We start from the raw sequence: 25,394 nt of genomic DNA on the forward strand, positions 1-25,394 counted from the left end.
ATGGGCTTCGCGGAAGACCGCGGCACGTACTGGCGTGGCCGCTACAAGATCTCAACCGGCAGGTATGGGACGGTCGCTGATGAGAACGGGAACACCGTCCGCTTCCGCACGAAGCGAGAGGCCAAGCGCGCCGCAGACGCAGAGGAAGCAAAGATCCGTTCAGGAGGGTGGAAGGACCCGGCCGCGGGCCAAACCACCTTCGGTGACTACGCCTCACGCTGGTACGCAGGTCAAGACCTCGCAGCCTCCACGATGCAGAACTACCGTCGGCATCTCGAAGAGCACCTGCTCCCCGAGTTCGAGGACCGCCCTCTCTCGTCGATTCAGCGTGTGGACGTCGATGCGTGGGACAGGAAGGAAAGGGCGCTGTACGCCGCGTCCAGTGTGAAGACGTGGCGCGGCACACTGCACCTGGTCCTTGAGGACGCAATCGATGAGGGACTCATCAGCGCCAACCCGGCCGCCAAGCGCCGTGGCCGAGGCAAGCGCGCCGGCCGTTCGCGTAATCGCGGCCCCGAGAAGGTGGTCACGGATCCTCTCGGCATCCTGCTCGTCGCCGAGCGTGCTGCCCTACTCTCCGGCCGCGACGACGAATTCGTGGCTGGCGTCACCAAGGGCTACACCGGTATGCGATGGGGGGAACTCGTCGGTCTGGAGGCTGAGTTCCTTCGCCCTGCAGCTCTCCGAGTTGAGTGGCAGCTCTACGAGCTCGACTCAGGCGAGTTTGAGCGATGCCCTCCCAAGGATGACAGCTATCGCACGATCGACCTTCCGGCCTGGCTCGCACGGTTGCTGTCAGAGCAAGTCGCCCGCACCCGCCCTGCGCCATGCCCGTGCCACGGCAAGACGTACGTGTTCCGTGGCCAGGGAATCTCTCGAACAGGGGAGACCGGAGCGAAGGTGGTGGACGTGGCGAGACGTGCCGGGGTCTCCACGGGCACCGTGTCCAACGTCCTCAATCGGCCCGACATGGTGGCTGAGGCGACCAGGGGTCGTGTTCGGGAGGCGATCCTCGCCCTTGGCTTCACGCGCGGCGGGGGAGCCATGGAGCAGGCTGCCCACTGGCGTCGGAACGGGTTCGCAACGTGGCTCTTCACGCCAGCAGCTTCGGGCTGGTACCCGAAGAAGGCGCCGCAGGAGGCGCGGCCTGTGCCGCTCCTGGCCGAGCCCTGGCCGGGAGTGCCGGCGCGGGGGAGGGGTGCCCACGGGCGAGCGGATGCGTGCTGGCTGCCGATCGCGAAGGGGCTCACTCCTCACGGGCTGCGTCACACGCACAAGACGCGGATGGAGGAGTTGCGTATCCCTCCGAAGTTGATGGATGAGCGCATGGGCCACATGGATGGCTCGGTCCAGGCGCGCTATTCGCACATCACGCGGCAGATGCGTCAGGACCTCAGAGAGGGCCTCACCGCGGAATGGGAAGCGGCGCTCGATACTCGACTGGCGATGAGTCTCACCTCTCCTGTGACCGTGCTGAACGGTCTCCTGCAGGAGCGTCTGACTCGGCGCCAGTAGCCGCCATCTGGGAGAGGAGTTTCAAGATCTTCTCCCAGATTTCTCCCAGGAGGCCGCCGTACAACGAATCAGGGCCGGTTTCCTGTGACGGAAACCGGCCCTGACCTGGTGTTTCAGCTGTCGGGGTGGCGGGATTTGAACCCACGACCTCTTCGTCCCGAACGAAGCGCGCTGCCAAGCTGCGCTACACCCCGATGTCACCGCTGTCGCGGCGACATCGATTACTTTAGCCCACCCGCGCCCCTGGACGAAATCCGGTTTTCGCGCATCTCCCGGGGCCGTCTCAGTCCCGCGCCACCAGTGTGAGCAGTGTCGCTTCCGGCGGGCACGCGAACCTCACCGGCGTGTAGCGGCTCGTGCCGCAGCCCGCCGAGACGTGCAGGTAGGAGACGTTTCCGGCGTTCTGGTGGGTCGAGAGGCCCTTGACGCGGGCCGTGTCCAGGTCGCAGTTGGTGACCAGGGCGCCGTAGAACGGGATGCACAGCTGGCCGCCGTGGGTGTGGCCCGCCAGGATCAGGGGGTAGCCGTCCGCCGTGAAGGCGTCGAGCGTACGCAGGTACGGGGCGTGGACCACGGCCAGCGAGAGGTCGGCGGCCGTGTCCGGGCCGCCGGCGACGCGGTCGTAGCGGTCGCGTTTGACGTGTGGGTCGTCGAGGCCCGTGAACGCGAGTTCGTAGCCGTCGAGCTTCAGGCTGCCGCGGCTGTTGCTCAGGTTCACCCAGCCCGCCGTGTCGAAGGCGTCGCGCAGCTCTTCCCACGGGTTGTGGACCACGCCCACCGCCGGGGCGTTGCCGTTCAGGCCGTGTCGGCCCTGGGCCTTCTCGATCAGATAGCGGCCCGGGTTGCGGAGCGTGGGGCCGTAGTAGTCGTTCGAGCCGAAGACGTAGACGCCGGGGTATTCGAGAAGCGGGCCCAGCGCGTCGAGGACCTCGGGTACGCCGTCCGGGTCGGACAGGTTGTCGCCGGTGTTGACCACGAAGTCCGGGCGCAGGCCTGCCAGGGACTGGAGCCATGCCCGTTTCTTGCGCTGGCCGCACACCATGTGGATGTCGGAGACCTGGAGTACGCGCAGCGGGCGCATCCCGTGCGGCAGGACGGGAACCGTCAGCCGTCGGAGGCGGAAGGAGCGGGCTTCGAAGCCGGCGGCGTAGGCGAGGCCGGCAGCGCCGACTGCCGTGATTCCCAGGGGTACTCCGTAGCGTGCGCGCATGCGCCCATCGTCGCAGACCCGGCGTGGTGGGGGAGCGGGCGGGCGGCGGCCGCCCCTTTCCGCAGGGGGAGGGCGATGAGCAGACCGAGACAGATCCAGACGTACGTATTGCTGCCGACGAAGCCGTCGATGCCCGTCGCGTCCCAGCTCCACAGCCATACGACGCTGCTGCACAGGATGACGTAGATCCCGCCCGCCCAGCGCAGCAGGCGGCGCCGTCTCGGGTCACCCTTCTGGAGGCGCAGCCCCGCGTCGATGAGGACGGCCAGTGCCGGGAACACCCAGACCAGGTGGTGCACCCAGGTGACCGGGCTGATGAGGCAGGCCGTGAGGCCGGTCACGGCGAAGCCCGCCAGTTCGTCTCCGGCGGCCACGGCCCGGCGGGCGCGCCAGGCCCAGAGGCAGAGGATCATGATCACTCCGAGCGCCCAGACCGTGCGGCTGGGGGCGTCGGGTTCCGAGAGCCGGGCGACGACTCCCTGCCAGGACTGGTTGGAGACGTACGCGAGCGAGCCGACCCGGTCGGTGTTCCACATCGCCTCGGTCCAGTAGACCCGCGAGGCGTCGGGCGCCACCCACATGGCGAGCAGTGTGGCGCCGGTCGCGACGCCCGTGGCGGTGGCGGCGGCTCGCCAGCGGCGCGTGACCAGCAGGTAGCCGATGAAGACGGCCGGGGTGAGCTTGATCGCGGCGGCCAGGCCGATGCCGAAGCCCGCGAAGCGGCCGCGGCCCGTGGACAGGAGCCAGGCGTCGGACAGTACGAGCGCCAGGAGCAGCAGATTGACCTGGCCGAAGCTGAAGGTGTCGCGGACGGGCTCCAGCAGGACGAACAGACAGCCCGCGACGGCGAAGGTGAACCACCGGCTCCAGCCCTGCCGCCGCACGACGGTTCCGGCCGACCAGTACAGCACCGCTCCCGCCGCCGCGAGGTTGAGCAGCACGCTGATCGCGACGGCGCTCTGCCAGTCGACCAGGGTCATCGGCAGCATGCACACGGCGGCGAACGGCGGGTAGGTGAAGCCGTAGTGAGTCCCCGGAACCAGATAGTCGTAGATGCGTCCGCCGTCGGTCCACGACTCGACTGTGCCGTAGTACACGCCGAGGTCGAACCAGTCCCGGTGCAGCGGGACCGTGGCCAGGAAGAGTCCGACGGCGGCCGCCAGCCCCCCGACGAGGGACAGCCGTCCGCGCGTGGTCGTCGGCCAGGTCATGGCCGTGGCTCTGGTCATCGACATGTGGTGCTCCCTGGCATCGTCCGGCGGCTCCCCGGTCTCTTCGTCATGCGGTGCTCCCCAGCGGGTCCGTCCCGGTGCGGGCCGCGGCGCGCACCGTCATGCGGTGGGCGCACCACAGCGCGAGTACGGCGAGGACTCCGCCGCAGGTCGCCAGCGCCACCTGCGGTCCCTCCGGTGCGAAGCCGCTCGGCAGTACGACCAGAGCCAGGACTCCGCTCGCAACGGCGACCGTCCGGCGCACCCAACTGTCCGGTCCCGCCGCGGCTATCAGGAACAGCCCCCACAGCACGTACCAGGGCCTTATCGCCGGTCCGAGGACGGCCACCGCGATCAGGCTCAGCCCGAGTGCGTACACAGGGCGCAGCCGGTGGTGGCGCCGCCATGCGAGCAGTACGGCCAGGGCAGTTGCGCCGAGGCCCGCCAAGTGCCAGGCGGGCGCGGCGAATTGGGCGAGCCCGCTGCCCGCGTTCTCCAGCAGTGCGCCGGTCATGCGGCCGAGGGAGGAGGTGAGTGACCAGTTCTGCGGCGAGACCGGGGTGTCCAGGGCGCCTATCCATCCATATCCGGTGCCGGTCAGGGCGGTGGTCACCGCCGTGGTGGCGGCGCTGATCCCCAGGACCGCCGCCGCGGCCCTCACCCGTGGCGTACGGCTGTCGAGCTGCCGGGCCCAGAGCAGGGCGACGGCCAGCAGCCCGAGCGCGGCGGGCGCTTTCACCAGGGCCGCGAGCGTGACCAGGACGACCGCGACGATCGGCCAGCGCCCCAGCGCCGCCACCAGACCGGCGCCCAGCAGGCCGAGCATGATCGCGTCATTGTGGGCGCCGCCGACAAGATGCAGCAGCACCAGCGGATTGAGCGCCCCGAGCCAGAGCGCGGCTGCCGGTTCCGCCCCGCAGTGCCGGGCCAGCGCGGGCAGGCAGCAGACCATCACGGCGACGCCGAGCAGGGCGACGAGCCGCATCCCGAGCACGCCGGTGAAGACTTCGCTGCGGGTGAAGTCGGTGATGGCGCGGGCGCAGGCGAGGAAGAGCGGTCCGTACGGAGTGGGGGTGTGCTGCCACAGCGGCGCCACCTCGGCGGGCAACGGTCCGCCGAGCCGGGACGGCCCGTGCGTGTAGACGTCTATCTGTGCGTCGACCATGGCGCCCTGCGCGAGATAGCTGTACACGTCCCGGCTGAACAGCGGCGGCGTAAGCAGCAGCGGGGCCGCCCACAGTCCGAGCGTGAGCAGCAGGGTGCGCCGTCCGGGCGGCTTGGGTCCGCGGACCGCCCGCCCCAGCAGCGCCCAGGCCGCTACCAGCAGGACGAGTCCGAAGTACGCGGCGACCAGTCCGAGCGCTGCTCGGCCCGACTCCGGTGCGAGAGCATTCCGTACGGGCAGGGCGCCGGCGGTCACGCCACCCGCGGCGAGCGCTGCCGAGCCCACCAGGCCGAGCAGTTGGCAGCGGCGGGTGTCGACGGAGACGGGGAGCACCAGCATCTGGGCAGCGTGTCAACGGGCGGTGTCCGAAAGGCGACGTCGTCATCGCCATCGTGCGGCCGCCATATGTCGGCAGTCTTACAAACATACGCACGAGGGGTTCCGAGGCCTGTCCGGGCCGTCGCCGCGAAATGCGCGGGCCAGCACATCGACCCACCTGCCACACTGGACCCCATGACCAGCCTCAAGTCCAAGCTCCAGGAAGACCTCACCGCCGCCATCAGGGCGCGCGACGAACTGCGCTCCTCCACACTCCGGCTGACCCTCACCGCGATCACGAAGGAGGAGGTCGGCGGCAAGACGGCGCGCGAACTCTCCGACGACGAGGTGCAGAAGGTGATCGCCAAGGAGGCGAAGAAGCGCCGCGAGGCTGCCGAGGCGTTCCAGCAGGGTGGTCGGACCGAGTCGGCCGAGCGGGAGCTGGCCGAGGGCGTGCTGCTCGACGCGTACCTGCCCCAGCAGCTGTCCGACGACGAGCTGGGCGCGATCGTGGCGCAGGCCGTCGAGGAGGCCAAGGCCGCCGGCGCCGAGGGGCCGCGGGCAATGGGTGCCGTCATGAAGATCGTGAACCCGAAGGTGGCGGGGCGTGCCGAGGGCGGCCGGGTGGCCGCCGCGGTGAAGCAGCTCCTCGCGGGCTGAGCCGCGCACAGACACAGCACGACCGAGGGGACCCGGCCGCCCGGCCGGGTCCCCTCGGTTCGTACATGACTACCTCTACGCGAACTACGTGTACGCGACTGCTGCGGTCTTCCTACGGGAATGCGCCGGTCGTCCCGCCGTTCCCCTGCCCGCGGTTGTTCCCGCCGCCGATCAGGTCCGGCGGGATCGAGATGTCGGGGAACGGGTCCTGCCCGCCGTTGTCCTGGCCCCGGTGGTCACCGGGCTTGCCGTCCTCCGGCTTCTCCGGCTTCTGCTTGGGCGGGTCCGGGATCGGGACGGTGATGAACGGCAGCGCTTCCTTGCCCTCCAGGGCCCCGGTCATCGCATCGCGCCAGATGGGTCCGGGGACCTGACCGCCGAAGACCTTGTCCTGGTACTCGCCGCCGATGTAGATGCGCTCCATCTTCACCTGCTGGGTGGGGCTGCCGACCCAGACAGCGGCGGACAGGTTCGGGGTGTAGCCGACGAACCAGGCGTTCCTGCGGCCGTCGGTCGTACCCGTCTTGCCCGCGTTGTCACGGCTCTGGAGACCGGCCTGCTGACCCGTACCGGAGTCGATCACTCCGCGCAGCAGGGTGTTGATGGTGTCCGCCGTCTGGTCGGACATGACCTTGCCGCAGGTGGACTTCGGGACCTCGAGGTTCTTGCGGTCGGCCGTCTCGATCGACTCGATCGCGGTCGGGGTGCAGTACGTGCCGCGGTTGGCGAAGGTCGCGTACGCGTTGGCCATCGTCAGCGGCGAGATGCCTGTGGAGCCCAGGGTCAGCGGCGAGGGCTCCTCGGGGAGCTTCTTGCCGTTGCCCTGTACCACTCCGAGCTTCTGCGTCATCTCCATGACCGGGCAGAGACCGATGTCGGCGATCATCTGAACGAAGTAGGTGTTGACCGACTTCGCCATCGCCTCCTTGAGGGCGTACGGACCGACCTCCTTCTCGTTCTCGTTCTCCAGCCGCTGGTTGCCGAGGTTGACCCACGGCTTTCCGCCGCAGGTCGCCACCTGGGAGGGGTAGGGCATCTCGTACGGCGCCGGATACACCTGCGTCGGCGGCTTGCCCTGCTCTATCGCCGCCGCCGCCACGAAGGGCTTGAAGGTCGAGCCGACCGGGAAGCCGTAGTTCGAGCCGCCCATGCCCTGGTTGACCGAGTAGTTGATCTGGGTCTCGGTCTTGCCGAAGCCGTACGGCCTGGACTGGCCCATCGCCACGATCTTGCCGGTGCCGGGCTGGACCATCGTCACCGCGGTGGCGACGTCGTCCGTCTTGTAGACGTGTTCCTTGATCGATTTCTGGGCGGACTTCTGGGCCTGCGGGTCCAGCGTCGTCTTGATCGTCAGGCCGCCCTGGTTCCAGACCTTTGCCCGGTCCTCCTTGGTCTTGCCGAAGACCGGGTCGGACAGGAACACCTCGCGTACGTAGTCACAGAAGAAGCCCGCGCCGTTGACGGCCGTGATGCAGCCGTTCTTCGGCTTGCTGACCTTCAGACCGATCGGCGCAGCCTTCGCCTTGTCCGCTTCCGCCTGGGTGATGTCGTGGACGTCGGCCATGCGCTGCAGCACGGTGTTGCGACGCTTGGTCGCCTCCTGTGTGTCGTTGACCGGGTCGTAGCGGCTGGGGGACTGCACGATGCCCGCGAGCATCGCCGCCTCCTCCAGCTTCAGGTTCTTGGCGGACTTGGAGAAGTAGCGCTTGGAGGCGGCCTCGATGCCGTACGCCTGCTGCCCGAAGAAGGTGATGTTGAGGTAGTTCTCCAGGATCTTCTTCTTGCCCAGCTCTTCCTCGACCTGGATCGCGTACTTCAGTTCCTGGATCTTGCGGCCGATCGTCTGCTGGGTGGCCTGGGCGACCTTGTCGGCGTTGTCCCCGGCCTCCTCGACGAAGACGTTCTTCACGTACTGCTGGGTCAGGGTCGAGGCGCCCTGGGAGACGCCGCCCGACTGGGCGTTGCGGTTGAGCGCGCGCAGGACGCCCTTGAGGTCGATCGCGCCGTGCTCGTAGAAGCGTGAGTCCTCGATCGCGACGATCGCCTGCTGCATGTACGGGGAGACGTCCTTGAGCGACACCACCGTGCGGTCGCGTGAGTAGACCGTGGCGATCTGCCCGCCCTGCGAGTCCAGGATCGTGGTCCGCTGACTCAGCGGCGGAGTCTTGAGATTGGCCGGGATCTCATCGAATCCCTTGACCGTCCCCTTGGCCGCGAGGCCCAGCGCACCGACGGCGGGCAGCGCGATGCCTGCCAGCACGGCTCCGGCGAGCACGCTGACACCGAGGAACTTGGCGGCCTGCTGGGTCCCTGTCAGACCTCCGCCGGAGCGCTTCTTTGGCATGGGGGCAGCCTACGTTCTCATTCGCCGGACACGCGTATAGGCCTTGGCCTAAGCTGCTCACAACTGTCACAGCAGTGCGGTTCTGCATCAAGGCCTTCCCGGATTCCCGCTGTACCCGAAGCCGGCGGGCCACTGTCCGAATCCGCCTCATGCGTCGCCCGACGTCCGTTGTGACTCAACCAACCTGTCCCGTTTTGTCGGGATAGTGACGTATGCCCTCAGCTCACTCCCCTGGGTGATCTGCCGCGTACGCATAGTCCGTTCGGGCCATTCAAGATTGGGCCCGAAGGGGGTGTTGCGCTGTGCCCACCTTCCGTAACGTCCTCAACTGGCAGCGGTGAATATGCCGCTGCCGCCGTGGGGGAGCCTCGATTCGGGAGAGGACGGCGCCGGCATGGGCTGGGTAACCGACTGGAGTGCGCAGGCAGCCTGCCGCACTACCGATCCGGATGAACTGTTCGTACAAGGGGCAGCGCAGAACAGGGCCAAGGCGGTGTGCACCGGTTGTCCGGTGCGGACCGAGTGCCTGGCCGATGCGCTCGACAATCGCGTCGAGTTCGGCGTCTGGGGTGGAATGACCGAGCGGGAACGGCGCGCACTGCTGCGCAGGCGTCCCACGGTCACCTCCTGGCGCAGGCTGCTCGAGACCGCGCGTACGGAGTACGAGCGCAGCGCGGGCATCCTGCCCGTGGGCCTCGACGACGACGAGACATACGAGACGTACGCGGCGGTGGGGTAGCCCACCGCTGTTTGTTTATACGGCGCTTCTTAGGCGGCGCTTGTCTTCACGGCGTCTGTGTCTGTGTACACGGCGTCCGATTACACAGCTCCGGCCGGAGCGGAACCGCCGGTCGCGAGCCGGTCACCGATGGCCCGCAGCCCCGCGAGATCGTGTACATCGCCGGGCAGGGCGGGCACTTGGGCCACCGCCACCTCGGGGTGGAGCGCGGTGAAACGGTCGCGCGTGCGCTGTTCGCGCGCGAGCACCTGCATCCGTTCGGCATGCAGGCGCAGCAGACCCGCCGTCAGCTGTTCTGTGGTGTGGTCCGCGGACGTGTGTTCCTCGGGGGTGCCGTCCATGGGGGCGTCGTCCACGGGCTGGGATTCGGGAGAGGCGGCCGTGGAGTCACGAACACCAGTCTTCCCGGACCTTTGATCCACAATGCGGCCCTCGTCAAGATTTTCTGCGGCCGCCAGAGCCCGCTCGGCCGACAGACTGGCGGCGCCGCTGCCGTGGACCCGGTTGAGCACCAGACCGGCCAGCGGCATCTCCTCCGCCGCCAGCCGCTCCACGAAGTACGCCGCCTCCCGCAGCGCGTCCCGCTCCGGCGCCGCGACCACCAGGAAGGCCGTACCGGGCGCCTGCAGCAGCCGGTAGGTGGCATCGGCGCGGGTGCGGAAGCCGCCGAACATGGAGTCCATCGCACCGACGAACGTCTGCACATCGCACAGGAGTTGACCGCCGAGCAGTTTGCCGAGCGTCCCCGTCATCATCGACATGCCGACATTGAGGAACTTCATCCCCGCCCGGCCGCCCATCTTCGCCGGCGCCATCAACAGCTTGATGAACTTCCCGTCCAGGAAGGACCCGAGACGCCCGGGCGCATCGAGGAAGTCCAGCGCCGAGCGCGAGGGCGGAGTGTCGACGACGATCAGGTCCCACTCGTCACGGGCGCGCAGCTGCCCCAGCTTCTCCATCGCCATGTACTCCTGCGTGCCTGCGAAACCGGCCGACAGGGACTGGTAGAAGGGGTTCTCCAGGATCGCCCGCGCCCGCTCGGCGTCCGCGTGCGCCTCGACGATCTCGTCGAAGGTCCGCTTCATGTCGAGCATCATGGCGTGCAATTCTCCCTCGCCCTCGATGCCCTTGACCCGGCGCGGGGTGTTGTCCAGGGAGTCGATGCCCATGGACTGGGCGAGCCTGCGGGCCGGGTCGATGGTGAGGACGACGACCTTGCGGCCGCGCTCCGCCGCCCGTACGCCGAGGGCCGCGGCGGTCGTGGTCTTACCGACGCCCCCCGCACCGCAGCACACGATGATGCGGGTCGCGGGGTCGTCGATCAGCGGGTCGACTTCCAGAGCGGCCGCCGCGTCCAGGGTCATGAGCCGGTCCCTTGCTTCCGCAGTTCCTTCGACAGCCGGTAGAGCCCCGCCAGGTCGACTCCCTCGCTCAGCAGGGGGAGTTCGTACGTCGGCAGGCCGAAGCCGGCCAGTGCCGCGCGCTGCTCGCGCTCCAGCTCCACGCGCTGGGCGTGGTCGGCGGCCTGCTCCAGGAGCGGAGTGACGAGCTTCGCCGAGCCGCTGACGCCCGCCGCCGTGAGCGTCTTGGCGATGTCCGCGCGCCGGTCACCCGCGGCGTCGCGCACCGCCTCCTCGTCGAGGATGTGGGGGCGCACCATGTTCACGATGACCTTGCCGACGGGCAGGTCGGCGGCGCGCAGCTCGGCGATGCCGTCCGCGGTCTCCTGGACGGGCATCTCCTCCAGGAGCGTCACCAGATGGACCGCGGTCTCGGGGGACTTGAGTACGCGCATCACGGCCTGGGCCTGATTGTGTATCGGGCCGAACTTGGCCAGGCCCGCCACCTCGTCGTTCACATTGAGGAAGCGCGTGATGCGGCCGGTGGGCGGGGCGTCCATCACCACGTAGTCGTAGACGTACGGGCCCTGCTTGGTCCTGCGGCGTACGGCCTCGCAGGCCTTGCCGGTCAGCAGTACGTCCCGGACCCCGGGCGCGATGGTCGTCGCGAAGTCGATCGCGCCGAGCTTCTTGAGCGCGCGGCCCGCGGTGCCCAGTTTGTAGAACATCTGGAGGTAGTCGAGTAGCGCGCGCTCGGCGTCGATGGCCAGCGCGAACACCTCGCCGCCGCCCGACGAGACGGCGATTTTCCGCTCCTCGTAGGGAAGCGCCTCCGTCTCGAAGAGCTGTGCGATGCCCTGTCTGCCCTCGACCTCCACAAGGAGAGTGCGCTTTCCCTCGGTTGCGAGGGCCAGCGCGAGGGCGGCGGCCACCGTCGTCTTACCGGTACCACCCTTGCCGCTGACGACCTGGAGCCTGCTCACGTATTCGAGCCTAACCAGTCGGGCTGTCGCCCATGCAGGAGGCTGCCTGCGGGCTGCGTCACGAGGCGGGCGGCCGGTGCGGCTACAGTCGGCTCCATGACCAAGTGGGAATACGCGACCGTGCCCCTTCTCGTGCACGCGACCAAGCAGATTCTGGACACCTGGGGCGAGGACGGCTGGGAGCTCGTCCAGGTCGTTCCCGGGCCGAACAACCCCGAGCAGCTCGTGGCGTACCTGAAGCGGGAGAAGCAGTCGTGAGCGGCGCTGTCGAGGCGAAGCTCGCCGAACTCGGGCTGACGCTGCCGGAGGTCGTGCCGCCGCTGGCCGCGTACCAGCCGGCCGTGAGGTCGGGTGCGTACGTCTACACCGCGGGCCAGCTCCCGATGGTGGAAGGAAAGCTTCCGGTCACCGGCAAGGTGGGCGCCGAGGTCACCCCCGAGGAGGCCAAGGAGCTTGCGCGCACCTGTGGGCTGAACGCGCTGGCCGCCGTGAAGTCGGTCGTCGGCGACCTGGACCGGGTCGCCCGAGTCGTGAAGGTTGTCGGCTTTGTCGCTTCGGCCGCGGACTTCACCGGCCAGCCCGCCGTGCTCAACGGCACCAGCGAGCTGCTCGGCGCGGTGTTCGGCGACAAGGGTGTGCACGCGCGCAGCGCGGTGGGCGTCGCGGTGCTGCCGCTGGACGCTCCGGTCGAGGTCGAGATCCAGGTGGAGCTCGTCCAGGACTGACTCTGTCGGGGACTGACGCGCGGCGCCGGACGGACGCACCGTGCGGGACTGACTGATCGTTCAGCACGGAGCGGAGCTCCTACGGAGCCGAAGCTCCTGGTCAAGCACCGTATGGGGCCCCGTGTCCGCCGGTTTTCCGGCGGACACGGGGCCTCACTCGTCTTCGGTAACCCCTTGCATCTCTCTTGACGTGGACGCGTCGACGGGTGTGACCTGTCCACGGTTAGGAACGTTTCCTAACCATCTGAACGCAGGAGGGATCCGTGGCACCAACCCCCCACCGGTCGCGCAGATCGGTTGGCGCCGCCCTCGTGGCCGCGGCCACCGCAGCGTTAACCGTGGCCCTTCCGGCCCTGAGCACTGCCCAGCCCACCGCCCGAACGACCGTGAACGCCGCACCCGTCGGCTACGAAGCCGAATCGGCAACCATCTCCCAGGGCGCCGTCGAGTCCAACCACGCCGGGTACTCCGGCACCGGCTTCGTCAACTTCCAGGCAGTGGCGGGCGCCTCTGTGGAGTTCACCGTCGACTCCGCACAGGCCGCGGCCGCCAAGCTGGACTTCCGCTACGCCAACGGCTCCACCGCGAGCCGCGCAATGGACATCACGGTGAACGGCACCCCGGTCGCCGACGACCTCGCTTTCCCCGTCACCGGCGCCTGGACCACCTGGAAGACCGTCACGGCCAACGCGGCGCTCAAGGCGGGCTCCAACAAGATCCGCGCCACCACCTCCGCGGGCGACGGCCCCAACCTGGACAAGCTCACCGTCACCGCGAGCGGCCCGGCCGACACCGAGAAGCCGACCCCGCCCGCCGATCTGCGCAAGGACAAGGAGCCGACGGCGAGCACCGTTTCGCTGGCCTGGGGCGCGTCCACCGACAACGTCAAGGTCACCGGCTACGACATCTACCAGCACGGCCAGCTGATGAAGAGCGTCGACGGCAGCACGCTCGCCGCCACTGTGGAGGGCCTCAACCCCGAGACCTCGTACGACTGGACGGTCTTCGCCCGTGACGCCGCCGCCAATGTCTCCGCCGCGAGCAACGCCGTCACCATCGCCACCCTGCCCGCCCCTCCGGACAACGAGGCGCCGAGCATCCCGGGCAACCTGCGCTCCACCGGAAAGACCGCGACCAGCGTCGACCTCGCCTGGAACCCCTCCACGGACAATGTGAAGGTCACCGGGTACGACATCTACCGCGACGGCGCGGCCGCCGGAACCTCCGACTCCACGTCGGCGACCATCGCCGGGCTGAAGGCCAACACCGCGTACAAGTTCAAGGTCAGGGCCTTCGATCTGAAAGGCAACAAGTCCGGGTTCGGACCGGAGATCACCGTCACGACCGGCGGCAGCCTGCCCGGCGGCGTCCCCGACCCGGGCACCGTCTCCACCCTGGCCGGCGGCGTGGACGTGGCCTGGGGCCTGCTCTTCCTCCCCGACGGCTCCGGCATCTACACCGAGCGGAACACCTTCAACGTCTACCGGCTCACCAAGTCGGGCCAGAAGACACTGATCGGCAAGGTCCCGGGCGTGGTCGGCACGGGCGGTGAGGGCGGACTGCTCGGCATCGAGATCAGCCCGGGCTTCACGACGGACCACTATCTCTACTTCACCCACTCCGCGTCCGAGGGCAACCGCATCGTGCGGATGAAGTACGAGAACAACGCGCTCAGCGACTACAAGATCCTGCTCCAGGGCATGGAGAAGAGCCGCTTCCACAATGGTGGACGGCTGCGCTTCGGTCCCGACGGCAAGCTGTACGCGTCGATGGGCGACGCCCAGAGCGGCAGCCGGGCTCAGGACAAGAACTCGCTCAACGGCAAGATCCTGCGTATCAACCCCGACGGCACCGTCCCGTCGGACAACCCCTTCGGCAACGCCGTCTGGTCGCTCGGCCACCGCAACCCGCAGGGCCTGGACTTCGACTCCCAGGGCCGCCTGTGGCAGGCGGAGTTCGGCAACAGCATCATGGACGAGGTCAACCTGATCCAGAAGGGCGGCAACTACGGCTGGCCCAACTGTGAGGGCACCAGCGGAAGTTGCTCCGGCTACATCGCGCCCAAGAAGACCTGGCCCACGTCCTCGGCCTCACCCAGCGGCCTGACGATCATCAACGACCACGTCTTCGTGGCCACCACCGTCGGCGAGCGCGTCTACCGGCTGCGTATCGACGCCAACTCCAACCTGGTCGAGCAGAAGACGTACTTCCAGGGCACCTACGACCGGCTGCGCACCGTCGAGGTCGACCACGACGGCGACATCTGGCTCACCACGTCGACCGACAAGGACGGCACTGCGGGCAACGACCGGGTCCTCTTGATCGACATCGTCTACTCGGGCGGCAGTCCGCAGCCCGGCGAGTTCAAGCTGACCAGCGGTGCCTTCAACGACAACGCCACCATCCCGGCGAAGTACACCTGCGCCGGGGACGGCACGGCGGGCCAGGATCCGTCGCCGCCGCTGGCCTGGGGCGCGGGAAGCTCCGGGGCGAGGAGCTACGCCATCGTCTTCGCCGACGTCGCCAACAGCGGCAACAAGCTGCACTGGGCGATCTGGGACATCCCGGCGGCCAGGCTCTCCCTCCCCGAGGGTCTCGGATCGGGCTTCGACGTCCCCGGGCAGAACGGCGCCAAGCAGAAAGCGATGGGCAGTGGGGCGAACGCGCAGAAGTTCTTCGGGCCTGCCCCGGAGGCTCGACGCACCCGTACACCTTCACGCTGTACGCGGTGAATTCGGCGACCGTGCCCGGGATCGGCTCGGGTTCGTCGATGGCCCAGATCGAAACCGCGATCAAGAACGCGAGTACCGCGAACGTGAAGCTCCGCGGCAACTCCAGCGCCGGCACCTGAGCGCAGGCACCGCGAGGGGCGGCGCTCACGGCCGCCCCTCGAACATCCCGACGAGAGCGGATAGCCTCCGGCCATGTCGAATGGTCAGTGGTACCCGCCGGAGTGGCCGGACCGGATTCGCGCACTCGCGAGCGGCGAGCTCACCGCCGTGACCCCGAAGCGGGCCGCGACCGTGATGCTGTTGCGCGACACCGCGGACGGTCCCGCCGTCCACATGCTGCGCCGACGCGCCTCCATGGCCTTCGCCGGAGGCGCGTACGCATATCCCGGCGGCGGGGTCGACCCGCGCGACCACGACCATCTGGTGCGCTGGGCGGGCCCCTCGCTGCAGGCCTGGGCCGACCGGCTCGGCGTGGACCAGGCATCGGCCCAGGCCATCGTGTGCGCGGCCGTGCGCGAGACGTACGAGGAGGCGGGCGTCCTGCTCGCGGGCGAGACGCCCGGCACGGTCGTCGGCGACACGACGGGCGACGACTGGGAGGCCGACCGGCGGGCGCTGGTCGAGCGGGAGCTCTCCTTCGCGGACTTTCTGGACCGGCGGGGCCTGGTGCTGCGCTCGGACCTCCTTGCCGCATGGGCGCGGTGGATCACCCCCGAGTTCGAGCCGAGGCGCTACGACACCTGGTTCTTCGTGGCAGCCCTGCCCGAGGGCCAGCGGACGCGGAACGCGTCGACGGAGGCGGACCGCACCGTCTGGATCCGGCCGGCCGAAGGGGCCGCGGGCTATGACAAGGGCGATCTGCTGATGATGCCGCCCACGATCGCGACGCTGCGGGCGCTGGAGCCGTACCGGGCGGCCGCGGACGCGCTCGCCGCCGCCGGGGAGCAGGACCTCACTCCCGTACTGGCCCAGGCGCGGCTGGACGACCAGGGGCAGCTCGTGCTGAGCTGGCCGGGGCACGACGAGTTCACCAAGCACATCCCGACGGAGGGCTCGCGATGACGGAGAACGCCGCGATACGGCGGCGTGCCGGAGGTGCGCGATGACCGAAGCAGCCGCTCTGCCCGGGCAGCCGCGCGGGGGCGTGCTGTCGGGGCCCGCCACCGCACGCGCCGTGAACGTCCTCGCGCCCAACGCCTCCGCCATGACCCTCGACGGCACGAACACCTGGATCGTCTCCGAGCCTGACTCCGAGCTCGCCGTCGTCATCGACCCGGGCCCCGATGACGACGGCCATCTGCAGACCGTCGTCGCGACCGCCGAGAAGGCGGGCAAGCGGGTCGCCCTGACCCTGCTCACCCACGGCCACCCCGACCATGCGGAGGGCGCCGCCCGGTTCGCGGAGCTGACGGGTACGAAGGTCCGCGCCCTCGACCCCGCGCTGCGGCTCGGCGACGAAGGGCTCGCGTCAGGCGAGGTGATCCACGTCGGCGGCCTCGAAATGCGGGTCGTCCCGACGCCCGGCCACACCGCCGACTCGCTCTGCTTCCATCTGCCGGCCGACCGGGCCGTACTGACCGGCGACACGATCCTCGGGCGCGGCACGACGGTCGTCGCCCACCCGGACGGGCGGCTCGGCGACTACCTCGACTCACTGCGCAGGCTGCGCTCGCTCACGGTCGACGACGGCGTGCACACGGTCCTGCCTGGCCACGGGCCCGTGCTCGACGACGCGCAGGGCGCGGTCGAGTTCTATCTGGCCCACCGGGCGCACCGCCTCGCCCAGGTGGAGACGGCCGTCGAGGACGGGCATGTCAGTGCGGCCGATGTGGTGGCGCAGGTGTACGCGGACGTGGACAGGTCGCTGTGGCCCGCGGCGGAACTGTCGGTGCGGGCGCAGCTGGAGTACCTGCGCGAGCACGGCCTGATCTGAACCCGTCCTGAACGGAGTCCTGTCCTGATCTGAACTGTGTTCCGGGCGGAAACCGCCGACAGGCCCCCAGGCGTCGGATTCATTGGCCGGTGCTTTACGCTCCGCTTACTTCTGACACCGTTCCTGGGGGGACCAGCGTGTTTGTGCTCTTCATCCTGCTCGTCATCGCGGCAGCCGTGATGTTCTTCGTCGGCCGCGGCAGCGAAAAGCGCGGGCTCAAGCTCGGCGCGCTCGGCGCGCTGCTCGCGGGCCTCTTCGCGGGGATCGCCAGCTGTGTGCATGTCATCAGCGCTTATGAGGTCGGCGTCCCGGTCACCTTCGGCAAGGTCGGCTCGCCCATGACGCCGGGGATGAACATCACCTCGCCGTTCACCAACGTCACGACCTTCTCCACCCGCCCCGTGGACCTCAGCCTCTCCGACAAGGACGTGGTCGAGGTGCGCTCCTCGCAGGGCGGTGTGATGTACGCGGAGCTCACCGTGAAGTGGGCGGTGACGCCCGCCAAGGCCGTCGAGCTGTACCGGCTCGCGGGCAGCGAGGACGCGATTCAGCAGCGCCTGGTCTTCCCGGACAGCCGGGAGATCGTCCGTAACGTCTTCGCCCGCCACACCAGCGAAGAGGGCTACAGCTCGGCCCGGGAGACGATCAACAGCGAGATCGCCGACCGGATCAAGGAGCGGCTCGCCCCGCGCGGGATCGACGTCACCACCGTCAATCTGCGCAATGTGAAGCCGTCCGACCGGCTCCAGGACCAGATCGACCGCAAGATCCAGCAGCAGCAGGCGACCGAGCGGGCGACGGAAGCGGCACGCACCGCCAAGGCGGAGGCCGAGCGCCGCCGGATCGAGGCCGAGGGCATCGCCAAGGCCAACAAGATCCTGAACGACTCGCTCACCGACAAGGTGCTGACCAACCAGTGCATCGACGCCTTCAAGGAGGCGGCGGCGAAGCACCCGGTGTACGCGGTGCCCTGCGGCGGCGGCAGCGCCAACCCGCTGATCGTGGACGGCACCAAGAACTGACGCAGACATGCAGGAAGGGCCGCTCCCGGTGGGGGCGGCCCTTCCTGTACTCCCGTACGAGCTGACTCAGCGCGAACGCTTGGCGAGGCGCTCCACATCCAGCAGGATCACGGCCCGCGCCTCCAGCCGCAGCCAGCCGCGCTGGGCGAAGTCGGCCAGTGCCTTGTTCACGGTCTCGCGCGAGGCGCCGACCAGCTGGGCCAGCTCCTCCTGGGTCAGGTCGTGGACGACGTGAATGCCCTCCTCCGACTGCACGCCGAAGCGGCGCGACAGGTCGAGAAGCGCACGGGCCACGCGGCCCGGTACGTCGGAGAAGACCAGGTCGGACATCTGGTCGTTGGTCTTGCGCAGCCGGCGGGCGACGGCGCGCAGCAGTGCGGTGGCCACCTCCGGCCGGGCGTTCAGCCAGGGCTGCAGATCGCCGTGGCCGAGGCCGAGGAGCTTCACCTCGGTCAGCGCGGTGGCGGTCGCGGTGCGCGGGCCGGGGTCGAAGAGGGACAGCTCGCCGATGAGCTCGCCCGGGCCGAGGACGGCGAGCATGTTCTCGCGGCCGTCGGGGGACGTGCGGTGGAGCTTGACCTTGCCTTCGGTTACCACGTAGAGGCGGTCGCCGGGGTCGCCCTCGTGGAAGAGCGCGTCGCCGCGGGCGAGCGTCGCTTCACTCATAGAGGCGCGGAGCTCCGCGGCCTGCTCGTCATCGAGCGCCGCGAAGAGCGGGGCGCGCCGCAGAACGTCGTCCACGTGTTCTCTCCTTGTCGACCTGCTCAGGGACCGTGGCCCATGATGCCGGACCGGGTACCCGAGGTGCGGGCGCAGGTCGGATCCCTGGCCGTAAAACCGTGCGATCAATCACATCAAGTCTGACGCACTGGTGCGCTTGTTCGTGCGGCAGGGGCCCGATTGGGTCCTGATTGGCTGTGACCGGGGCGGATGTCAGAGCCTGCCCGTAGGCTGACCGGGTGTCCAATTCGCCGGTGAGAGCGCAGGCCAAGGGGGCTGGGAGCGTGTCCGGAAAGCAGAATTCCGCTGTGGGCGAACAGTCCTCGCTCGGCCCTAAGAAAACGAGCAAATCGCCCAAACCGGAGTCGCGGCTGGCCACGGTCCGCCGCGCGCGCCGGATCAATCGGGAGCTCGCCGAGGTCTATCCGTACGCCCACCCGGAGCTGGACTTCACCAACCCCTTCGAGCTGCTCGTCGCCACGGTCCTGTCCGCCCAGACGACGGACCTGCGGGTGAACCAGACCACGCCCGCGCTCTTCGCGAAGTACCCGACGCCCGAGGATCTCGCCGCCGCGAATCCGGAGGAGGTCGAGGAGCTCATCCGCCCGACAGGGTTCTTCCGCGCCAAGACGAAGTCGATCATGGGCCTTGCGACCGCGATCCGTGACGACTTCGGCGGCAAGGTCCCCGGCCGCCTCGACGACCTGGTGAAACTGCCGGGAGTCGGCCGCAAGACGGCGTTCGTGGTCCTCGGCAATGCTTTCGGAGTACCCGGCATCACCGTCGACACCCACTTCCAGCGCCTGGTGCGCCGCTGGAAGCTCACCGGGCAGGAGGACCCGGTGAAGATCGAGGCGGAGATGGCCGCGATCTTCCCCAAGAGCGAGTGGACGATGCTCTCGCACCGGGTGATCTTCCACGGCCGCCGTATGTGCCACGCCCGCAAGCCCGCCTGCGGCGTCTGCCCGATCGCGCACCTCTGCCCGGCGTACGGAGAGGGCGAGACGGACCCCGAGAAGGCGAAGAAGCTGCTCAAGTACGAGAAGGGCGGCCAGCCCGGCCAGCGCCTGAACCCGCCCCCGGACTACCCGGGCAGGCCGGCCCCGCCGCTCGGGGCGGGCGGGTGACGTCCCCGAGAAGGAGCGACGGAACCATCCACGCGCCCCGAGGCGTTGTGAACGAGGGGGGCCGATGATGCGCGCAGGAGAAGAGACGTACGAGCAGAACTACGACCACGGGGTGGTCGTCACCACCGACGGTCTGCCCGCCTGGCTCGACCCCGTCGTGCGCGCGGCGGACACCGTCGAGCCCGAGCAGCTCAGCCGTTTTCTGCCGCCCGAGAGCGGCCGCGGCCGGCAGTCCGCCGTCCTGATCCTGCTGGGCGAGGGCGACAAGGGGCCCGAGCTGCTGCTCATGGAGCGTGCCGGGAGCCTGCGCTCGCATCCCGGGCAGCCCTCCTTCCCCGGCGGTGCGCTCGATCCCGAGGACGGCGATCCGGCCACCACCGGGCCACTGCGCGCCGCGCTGCGCGAGGCCGAGGAGGAGACCGGCCTCGACCCGGCGGGGGTCCAGATCTTCGGCGTGCTGCCCAAGCTCTACATCCCGGTGAGCAGTTTCGTCGTCACGCCCGTACTGGGATGGTGGCGCACCCCGAGCCCTGTCGGAGCGGTCGACCCCGCCGAGACCGCGAGGGTCTTCACGGTGCCCGTGGTGGATCTCACGGACCCGGCCAACCGTGCGACGGCCGTGCACCCGAGCGGGCACAGCGGTCCGGCCTTTATGGTCGAGGGGGCTCTGGTCTGGGGTTTTACCGCGGGTGTGATCGACCGCATTCTGCATTTCGCCGGATGGGAACGACCATGGGACCGCGCCAAGCAGGTCCCGCTCGACTGGCGCTCATGACAGGCTGAACCCAGCCGCTCCAGCCGATCGGAGCAGGCGCCGACGAATCTGCGAGGCAAATGACGGTGAACGTGCTGGACATTCTGTTGCTGGTCGCCGCCGTGTGGTTCGCGATCGTCGGCTACCGACAGGGTTTCGTCGTCGGCATCCTTTCGGTGATCGGTTTCCTCGGTGGCGGTCTCGTCGCCGTGTATCTGCTGCCCGTGCTCTGGGGTCAGCTGACGAACGATTCCGACGTGTCCACCACGGCAGCGGTCGTGGCCGTCGTCATCGTGATCGTCTGCGCCTCGGTGGGGCAGGCCTTCACCACCCACCTCGGCAACAAACTCCGCAGATACATCACCTGGACGCCCGCGCGTGCCCTGGACGCGACCGGGGGCGCGCTGGTCAACGTCGTGGCGATGCTGCTGGTCGCGTGGCTGATCGGTTCCGCACTCGCCGGGACCGCCCTGCCGACGCTCGGCAAGGAGGTCCGCAGCTCCAAGGTGCTGCTCGGGGTCTCCCGGGTGATGCCGAGTCAGGCGAGCACCTGGTTCACGGACTTTTCCTCCGTCCTCGCGCAGAACGGCTTCCCGCAGGTCTTCAGCCCGTTCTCGAACGAGCCCATCACCGAGGTCCAGGCACCGGACCCGGCGCTCGCGGGCAGCCCGGTGGCCGCCCGCGCCCAGCGGTCCATCGTCAAGGTCGTCGGCACGGCCCAGAGCTGCGGCAAGGTGCTCGAAGGCACGGGCTTCGTCTTCTCCGACCGCCGCGTGATGACCAACGCCCATGTCGTCGGCGGCGTCGACGAGCCGACCGTCCAGATCGGCGGTGAGGGCAAGCTGTACGACGCGAAGGTCGTGCTCTACGACTGGCAGCGCGACATCGCCGTACTGGACGTGCCCGACCTGAAGGCGCGGCCGCTCCAGTTCGCCGACACCGACGCGCGCAGCGGCAACAGCGCGATCGTCGCGGGCTTCCCGGAGAACGGCTCGTACGACGTGCGCTCGGCCCGCGTCCGCGGCCGGATCAACGCCAACGGCCCGGACATCTACCACCGCGGCACGGTGCGCCGTGACGTCTACTCGCTGTTCACGACGGTCCGTCAGGGCAACTCCGGCGGCCCGCTGCTCACGCCCGACGGCAGGGTGTACGGCGTGATCTTCGCCCGTTCGCTGGACGACCCGAACACCGGTTACGCGCTGTCGGTCGACGAGATCCGCGAGGACATCTCGTTCGGCCTGACCGCGAACCAGCAGGTCGACAGCCAGGGGTGCGCGCTGTAGCGGTCAGCCGTACGGGGGTGCTGCACGGGGCGGCGTTAAGCCGTACGAGTCGGTCGTGAGCCGTACGAGAAGCCCTACGGTTCAGCGCTGAGCCGCCTCTGGGCTGTCAGCCGCGGGTATGCCGCAGCCGAGCCGAGACCCATCGGGCCCGGCGCTGGAGGATGCGCGGAATGCCGATCCCCTGCCCGGGATGCTCATGGCCCTCACCTTGGGAGCCACCCCTCTCGCGGGTGGCCGGCCCATTGGCCGAGCGGCGGTTGCGTGCTGCGTCACCGTAGTCGTACGTCCAGCCCATACACCGACGTGTGCCCGTGCCCCATGGTCGGTAACCGCGCCGGGGGCGGCCAATTGGCCTATGCGCCGGGCAATTGGCTGTTCGTCGTACAAGCGTTCAAGGATGCGGGCGCAGGGCCACCCACCGGGCTAGCGGTCGGGTTCCGGGTCCTTCAGCCAGGCGATGAGTTCCTTCGAGAACCCGGCCGGATCCTCCTCGTGAGGAAAGTGGCCGAGGCCGTCGAACAGCCGCCAGCGGTACGGCGCTTCCACGTACTCGCCCGAGCCCGCCGCGCTGCGCGTCCGCATCGCCGGGTCCAGCGAGCCGTGCAGATGCAGCGTCGGCACCCGCACCGGGCGCTTCATCCGGCGGTTGAACTGGATCCCGTCCGGCCGCGCCATCGACCGCACCATCCACCGGTACGGCTCGATCGAGCAGTGCGCCGTCGACGGGATGCTCATCGCCCGCCGGTAGACGTCGATCGCGTCCTCCTCCGGCAGCTGCGGCCCGGACCAGTCCTCGATGAGCCGGCCCACCAAGGCCGAGTCGTCCGCGAGGAGCTGACGCTCCGGAATCCACGGCCGCTGGAAGCCCCAGATGTACGAGCCCGCCCGGCTCTGCGAGAAGTCGGAGAGCATCGCCGACCGCCAGCGCCGGGGGTGCGGCATGGAGGAGACCGCGAGCCGGCGCACCAGCTTGGGCCGCATCACCGCCGCGGTCCACGCCAGATAGCCGCCGAGGTCGTGGCCCACCAGCGCCGCGTCCGGCTCGCCGAGCGAGCGCACCACGCCGGTGATGTCGAGCGCGAGGTTCGCGGGGTCGTAACCCCGCGGCGTACGGTCGCTGCCGCCCACCCCCCGCAAATCCATCGCAACCGCCCGGAAACCGGCGTCGGCGAGCGCGGTCAGCTGATGCCGCCAGGTCCACCAGAACTGAGGAAAGCCGTGCAGCAGCAACACCAGAGGCCCATCGCCCATCTCGGCGATATGGAATCGCGCACCATTGGCCGCCACGTCGCGATGGGTCCAGGGACCATCGATGCGTACAGGGCTTCCAGAACCGGTATCAGGGGCCGTCATGCAGACGAGCGTGCCACACGTGAGCACCCCACGGTCGCCATGCCCACCCGGGAGGGAGCGACGAGCGAGACACAGAGGATGCTCCGCCGGTGCTCACAGGCCCCGCGGCCGTGGTCCTCAGACCGCGACCTTGTCCTGCGCCGGGCGGGTGTGCGGCTTGACGCCCTGCAGTACGGCGGCCGTCTGTTTGGCCGACGCGATGGACTTCTCCGGCGGCTTGACCTTCTTGAACTTGGCCACGGCCAGCAGCGCGAGCAGCGCCGCGAGCACCAGATACGCACCGCCCACGATCAGGAACGACCACGCCAGACCGAGACCCAGATTGTGGATCCCGTACGCCGCCGCGAAGCTCAGCACCGGCAGCGAGAAGAGCACGAACACTCCCGCGACGGTGAAGGCCGCACCGCCCATTACGCCGCGCCGGACGTCCTGCCGCAGTTCCGCCTTGGCCAGGGCGATCTCGTCGTGCACGAGCGCGGACATCTCGGCGGTCGCCGAGGCGACCAGCTGGCCGAGACTGCGCTCGGCGCCGACGACGTTCGCCGCGGTGTTGCCGGGGTCGCTCATCGCTGACTCCCTCTCCTCATCGGCGGATCCGATGTCAGTTCCGATCTCAGTTCCGATGTCAGATCATGCCGGACTGTCGCCGCCCTCGTGCGACGCCCCCGCCAGTTCGGCCTTGCGACGGTGCTCCGCGGCCTTCTCCTCGTAGATCGCAGCCATACGGAGGTGGTATTCCGGCTTGTCCTGTTCATAGATGTCCGGGATGCCGTCCTGGTCCTCGTCGCGCTCCTCCGCCTCGACGAGCGCGTTGTACTTCCGTACGCGCAGCTTGAGCAGAATCGCGGCGAACACGGCGGCGATCAGGGAGCCCAAGAGGACGGCGGCCTTGACCTCCTCGGTGAGCACCGGGCTGCCCGCGAAGGCGAGTTCGGCGATGAGGAGGGAGACGGTGAAGCCGATTCCGGCGAGCGCGGCGACGGCGAAGACGTCCGGCCAGGCCAGATCCTCATTGAGCTCGGCCCGGGTGAAGCGGGCGGCGAGCCAGGTGCCGCCGAAGATGCCCAGGGTCTTGCCGACCACCAGGCCGAGGACGACGCCGAGGGGCTCCGGCTCGGTGAAGACGTCGCCGAGCAGGTCGCCGGAGACGATCACTCCCGCGGAGAAGAGCGCGAACAACGGTACGGCGAGTCCCGCGGACAGCGGCCGTACGAGGTGCTCGATGTGCTCGGCGGGGGAGTGCTCTTCCCCCTCGCGCCTCGTGCAGCGCAGCATCAGGCCCATGGCGACACCGGCGATGGTGGCGTGGATGCCGCTGTTGTACGTCAGCCCCCAGATGACGAGGGCCATCGGGACGTACACGTACCAGCCGCGCACGCCCTTGTGCAGGAGCAGCCAGAAGACACCGAGGCCGACGACGGCACCGCCCAGCGCCGCGAAGTTCAGCTCGTCGGTGAAGAAGACGGCGATGATCAGGATCGCGAAGAGATCGTCGACGACGGCGAGGGTGAGCAGGAACGCGCGCAGTGCGGACGGCAGCGAGGTGCCGATGACCGCGAGGACTGCGAGCGCGAAGGCGATGTCGGTGGCGGTCGGTACGGCCCAGCCTTCGGTGGACCCGCCGCCGGCAGTGGTGACGACGAGATAGACGAGCGCGGGCATGGCCATCCCGCAGACCGCGGCGATCACCGGCAGCGCGGCGGCCTTGGGTTCGCGCAGCTCACCGGCCACGAGTTCGCGCTTGAGCTCGATCCCGGCGACGAAGAAGAAGATGGCGAGCAGTCCGTCGGCGGCCCAGTGCTCGATCGAGAGATCGAGGCCGAGGGCGGAGGGGCCTATGTGGAAGTCGCGTACGGATTCATAGCTGTCACCCAGGGGGGTGTTGGCCCAGATGAGTGCGGCGACGGCGGCGACGAGAAGTAGGACACCACCCACGGTCTCGGCCCGCAGCGCGTCCGTGACGAACGTCCGCTCGGGGAGGGAGAGACGTCCGAGGAACTTGCGGGGGGTGGAGGTGGGCGCGGCCACGTCGGGGGACCTCCGGTCGGGTGGGCAGGACAGAGCACATGCCGACCAGACTTCCCGGCGCACCTAGGTTTCTTGCTGCGTCATTGACGCGGTCCTTAGTTTACCTAAGAGCGCAAGGGCGTATCCGGTGAGCCTCACTTTAAGGGGCATAAGGGGCACGCGTCGCGCTGTCGCGGGCGGATCGGGGTTGTTGGGGCCGGGGTTGTTGCTGGGGCCTGGGTTGTCGGGG

Annotated in this window: 24 protein-coding genes and 1 tRNA gene; 13 read left to right on the plus strand and 12 right to left on the minus strand. The window is 69.1% G+C overall.

Going from position 1 to position 25,394, the window contains the following annotated elements; genetic code table 11:
- A complete protein-coding gene (locus OG741_RS21945; protein WP_405600408.1) occupies window positions 1-1,515 on the plus strand; it encodes a tyrosine-type recombinase/integrase in 1,515 nt (504 codons plus the stop codon).
- A 120-nt stretch (window positions 1,516-1,635) separates the two neighbouring features.
- Here OG741_RS21945 and OG741_RS21950 read toward each other — a convergent pair.
- The 4 genes from OG741_RS21950 to mptB form a co-directional block, all read right to left on the minus strand.
- Window positions 1,636-1,709, minus strand: a tRNA-Pro gene (locus tag OG741_RS21950).
- 89 nt (window positions 1,710-1,798) lie between these two features.
- Complete coding sequence (locus OG741_RS21955) at window positions 1,799-2,725, minus strand: metallophosphoesterase (protein ID WP_405600409.1); 927 nt, start codon at window positions 2,723-2,725, stop codon at window positions 1,799-1,801.
- Window positions 2,620-3,936: a glycosyltransferase 87 family protein gene (locus tag OG741_RS21960; protein ID WP_405605705.1), complete on the minus strand. Its 1,317-nt coding sequence runs from the start codon at window positions 3,934-3,936 to the stop codon at window positions 2,620-2,622. The genes OG741_RS21955 and OG741_RS21960 overlap by 106 nt, the downstream gene beginning before the upstream one ends.
- A gap of 67 nt (window positions 3,937-4,003) precedes the next feature.
- Entirely contained in the window at window positions 4,004-5,440 is a 1,437-nt protein-coding gene (gene mptB / locus OG741_RS21965; RefSeq protein ID WP_405600411.1) for a polyprenol phosphomannose-dependent alpha 1,6 mannosyltransferase MptB, read from the minus strand.
- A 174-nt stretch (window positions 5,441-5,614) separates the two neighbouring features.
- Here mptB and OG741_RS21970 point away from each other — a divergent pair, with 174 nt between their 5' ends.
- Entirely contained in the window at window positions 5,615-6,079 is a 465-nt protein-coding gene (locus OG741_RS21970; RefSeq protein ID WP_405600413.1) for a GatB/YqeY domain-containing protein, read from the plus strand.
- Window positions 6,080-6,191: 112 nt separating this feature from the next.
- Here OG741_RS21970 and OG741_RS21975 read toward each other — a convergent pair whose 3' ends face one another.
- On the minus strand, window positions 6,192-8,423 hold the full coding sequence (locus OG741_RS21975; protein ID WP_405600415.1) for a transglycosylase domain-containing protein: 2,232 nt from the start codon (window positions 8,421-8,423) through the stop codon (window positions 6,192-6,194).
- Window positions 8,424-8,817: 394 nt separating this feature from the next.
- Between OG741_RS21975 and OG741_RS21980 the strand changes: the two genes are divergently transcribed.
- Complete coding sequence (locus tag OG741_RS21980; protein ID WP_177149633.1) at window positions 8,818-9,162, plus strand: WhiB family transcriptional regulator; 345 nt, start codon at window positions 8,818-8,820, stop codon at window positions 9,160-9,162.
- Between the two features lie 80 nt (window positions 9,163-9,242).
- On the opposite strand, the gene OG741_RS21985 is transcribed toward OG741_RS21980, so the two are convergent.
- Together OG741_RS21985 and OG741_RS21990 are read right to left on the minus strand one after the other, a co-directional pair.
- Window positions 9,243-10,526: an ArsA family ATPase gene (locus OG741_RS21985; RefSeq protein WP_405600418.1), complete on the minus strand. Its 1,284-nt coding sequence runs from the start codon at window positions 10,524-10,526 to the stop codon at window positions 9,243-9,245.
- Window positions 10,523-11,485: an ArsA-related P-loop ATPase gene (locus OG741_RS21990; protein ID WP_266479886.1), complete on the minus strand. Its 963-nt coding sequence runs from the start codon at window positions 11,483-11,485 to the stop codon at window positions 10,523-10,525. Before OG741_RS21990 ends, OG741_RS21985 begins: the two co-directional genes overlap by 4 nt.
- A 96-nt stretch (window positions 11,486-11,581) precedes the next feature.
- On the opposite strand from OG741_RS21990, the gene OG741_RS21995 reads away from it, so the two are divergent.
- The 7 genes from OG741_RS21995 to OG741_RS22025 all read left to right on the plus strand — a co-directional run bounded on the left by OG741_RS21995 (window position 11,582) and on the right by OG741_RS22025 (window position 17,897).
- Window positions 11,582-11,743: a DUF4177 domain-containing protein gene (locus tag OG741_RS21995; RefSeq protein WP_121891618.1), complete on the plus strand. Its 162-nt coding sequence runs from the start codon at window positions 11,582-11,584 to the stop codon at window positions 11,741-11,743.
- On the plus strand, window positions 11,740-12,210 hold the full coding sequence (locus OG741_RS22000; RefSeq protein ID WP_405600421.1) for a RidA family protein: 471 nt from the start codon (window positions 11,740-11,742) through the stop codon (window positions 12,208-12,210). Before OG741_RS21995 ends, OG741_RS22000 begins: the two co-directional genes overlap by 4 nt.
- A gap of 263 nt (window positions 12,211-12,473) precedes the next feature.
- Window positions 12,474-14,942, plus strand: coding sequence for a PQQ-dependent sugar dehydrogenase (locus OG741_RS22005; protein WP_405600423.1), 2,469 nt, complete (start codon window positions 12,474-12,476; stop codon window positions 14,940-14,942).
- On the plus strand, window positions 14,939-15,061 hold the full coding sequence (locus tag OG741_RS22010; RefSeq protein WP_405600425.1) for a hypothetical protein: 123 nt from the start codon (window positions 14,939-14,941) through the stop codon (window positions 15,059-15,061). Before OG741_RS22005 ends, OG741_RS22010 begins: the two co-directional genes overlap by 4 nt.
- Before the next feature lie 73 nt (window positions 15,062-15,134).
- Window positions 15,135-16,004 carry an NUDIX hydrolase gene (locus OG741_RS22015; protein WP_405600427.1) on the plus strand — a complete coding sequence of 290 codons (870 nt, stop codon included), beginning with the start codon at window positions 15,135-15,137 and terminating at the stop codon, window positions 16,002-16,004.
- A 40-nt stretch (window positions 16,005-16,044) separates the two neighbouring features.
- Window positions 16,045-16,875, plus strand: coding sequence for an MBL fold metallo-hydrolase (locus OG741_RS22020; RefSeq protein WP_405600429.1), 831 nt, complete (start codon window positions 16,045-16,047; stop codon window positions 16,873-16,875).
- Between the two features lie 137 nt (window positions 16,876-17,012).
- A complete protein-coding gene (locus tag OG741_RS22025; RefSeq protein WP_405600431.1) occupies window positions 17,013-17,897 on the plus strand; it encodes a prohibitin family protein in 885 nt (294 codons plus the stop codon).
- 66 nt (window positions 17,898-17,963) lie between these two features.
- Here the strand turns inward: OG741_RS22025 and OG741_RS22030 are convergent, their stop codons facing one another.
- Complete coding sequence (locus OG741_RS22030) at window positions 17,964-18,638, minus strand: Crp/Fnr family transcriptional regulator (protein ID WP_015034542.1); 675 nt, start codon at window positions 18,636-18,638, stop codon at window positions 17,964-17,966.
- Between the two features lie 263 nt (window positions 18,639-18,901).
- On the opposite strand from OG741_RS22030, the gene nth reads away from it, so the two are divergent.
- The 3 genes from nth to OG741_RS22045 all read left to right on the plus strand — a co-directional run bounded on the left by nth (window position 18,902) and on the right by OG741_RS22045 (window position 21,784).
- Window positions 18,902-19,744 carry an endonuclease III gene (gene nth, locus OG741_RS22035; RefSeq protein WP_405600434.1) on the plus strand — a complete coding sequence of 281 codons (843 nt, stop codon included), beginning with the start codon at window positions 18,902-18,904 and terminating at the stop codon, window positions 19,742-19,744.
- 64 nt (window positions 19,745-19,808) lie between these two features.
- Window positions 19,809-20,519 carry an NUDIX hydrolase gene (locus OG741_RS22040; RefSeq protein ID WP_405600437.1) on the plus strand — a complete coding sequence of 237 codons (711 nt, stop codon included), beginning with the start codon at window positions 19,809-19,811 and terminating at the stop codon, window positions 20,517-20,519.
- Window positions 20,520-20,584: 65 nt separating this feature from the next.
- Window positions 20,585-21,784, plus strand: a complete 1,200-nt coding sequence (locus tag OG741_RS22045) for a MarP family serine protease (protein ID WP_361907265.1) — start codon at window positions 20,585-20,587, stop codon at window positions 21,782-21,784.
- Window positions 21,785-21,890: 106 nt separating this feature from the next.
- Here OG741_RS22045 and OG741_RS22050 read toward each other — a convergent pair whose 3' ends face one another.
- The 4 genes from OG741_RS22050 to nhaA all read right to left on the minus strand — a co-directional run bounded on the left by OG741_RS22050 (window position 21,891) and on the right by nhaA (window position 25,165).
- A complete protein-coding gene (locus OG741_RS22050) occupies window positions 21,891-22,079 on the minus strand; it encodes a hypothetical protein (protein WP_405600439.1) in 189 nt (62 codons plus the stop codon).
- 128 nt (window positions 22,080-22,207) lie between these two features.
- A complete protein-coding gene (locus OG741_RS22055; RefSeq protein ID WP_405600441.1) occupies window positions 22,208-23,137 on the minus strand; it encodes an alpha/beta fold hydrolase in 930 nt (309 codons plus the stop codon).
- Window positions 23,138-23,254: 117 nt separating this feature from the next.
- Window positions 23,255-23,704 (minus strand): phage holin family protein, encoded by a 450-nt coding sequence (locus tag OG741_RS22060; RefSeq protein WP_405600444.1) that lies wholly within the window; start codon window positions 23,702-23,704, stop codon window positions 23,255-23,257.
- 63 nt (window positions 23,705-23,767) lie between these two features.
- The gene (gene nhaA / locus OG741_RS22065; protein ID WP_405600446.1) at window positions 23,768-25,165 is read right to left on the minus strand and encodes a Na+/H+ antiporter NhaA; all 1,398 of its coding nucleotides are present in this window, start codon (window positions 25,163-25,165) and stop codon (window positions 23,768-23,770) included.
- Window positions 25,166-25,394: the final 229 nt, after the last annotated feature.

This window comes from Streptomyces sp. NBC_01410, assembly GCF_045040195.1.
Classification (GTDB): Bacteria; Actinomycetota; Actinomycetes; order Streptomycetales; family Streptomycetaceae; genus Streptomyces.

Bases quoted from the DNA above. Each gene is read 5' to 3' on its own strand.
- OG741_RS21945 (WP_405600408.1), top strand. From the start codon at position 1: ATGGGCTTCGCGGAAGACCGCGGCACGTACTGGCGTGGCCGCTACAAG.
- OG741_RS21955 (WP_405600409.1), bottom strand. From the start codon at position 2,725: ATGCGCGCACGCTACGGAGTACCCCTGGGAATCACGGCAGTCGGCGCT.
- OG741_RS21960 (WP_405605705.1), bottom strand. From the start codon at position 3,936: ATGACCTGGCCGACGACCACGCGCGGACGGCTGTCCCTCGTCGGGGGG.
- mptB (WP_405600411.1), bottom strand. From the start codon at position 5,440: ATGCTGGTGCTCCCCGTCTCCGTCGACACCCGCCGCTGCCAACTGCTC.
- OG741_RS21970 (WP_405600413.1), top strand. From the start codon at position 5,615: ATGACCAGCCTCAAGTCCAAGCTCCAGGAAGACCTCACCGCCGCCATC.
- OG741_RS21975 (WP_405600415.1), bottom strand. From the start codon at position 8,423: ATGCCAAAGAAGCGCTCCGGCGGAGGTCTGACAGGGACCCAGCAGGCC.
- OG741_RS21980 (WP_177149633.1), top strand. From the start codon at position 8,818: ATGGGCTGGGTAACCGACTGGAGTGCGCAGGCAGCCTGCCGCACTACC.
- OG741_RS21985 (WP_405600418.1), bottom strand. From the start codon at position 10,526: ATGACCCTGGACGCGGCGGCCGCTCTGGAAGTCGACCCGCTGATCGAC.
- OG741_RS21995 (WP_121891618.1), top strand. From the start codon at position 11,582: ATGACCAAGTGGGAATACGCGACCGTGCCCCTTCTCGTGCACGCGACC.
- OG741_RS22015 (WP_405600427.1), top strand. From the start codon at position 15,135: ATGTCGAATGGTCAGTGGTACCCGCCGGAGTGGCCGGACCGGATTCGC.
- OG741_RS22020 (WP_405600429.1), top strand. From the start codon at position 16,045: ATGACCGAAGCAGCCGCTCTGCCCGGGCAGCCGCGCGGGGGCGTGCTG.
- OG741_RS22040 (WP_405600437.1), top strand. From the start codon at position 19,809: ATGATGCGCGCAGGAGAAGAGACGTACGAGCAGAACTACGACCACGGG.
- OG741_RS22050 (WP_405600439.1), bottom strand. From the start codon at position 22,079: ATGGGCTGGACGTACGACTACGGTGACGCAGCACGCAACCGCCGCTCG.
- OG741_RS22055 (WP_405600441.1), bottom strand. From the start codon at position 23,137: ATGACGGCCCCTGATACCGGTTCTGGAAGCCCTGTACGCATCGATGGT.
- OG741_RS22060 (WP_405600444.1), bottom strand. From the start codon at position 23,704: ATGAGCGACCCCGGCAACACCGCGGCGAACGTCGTCGGCGCCGAGCGC.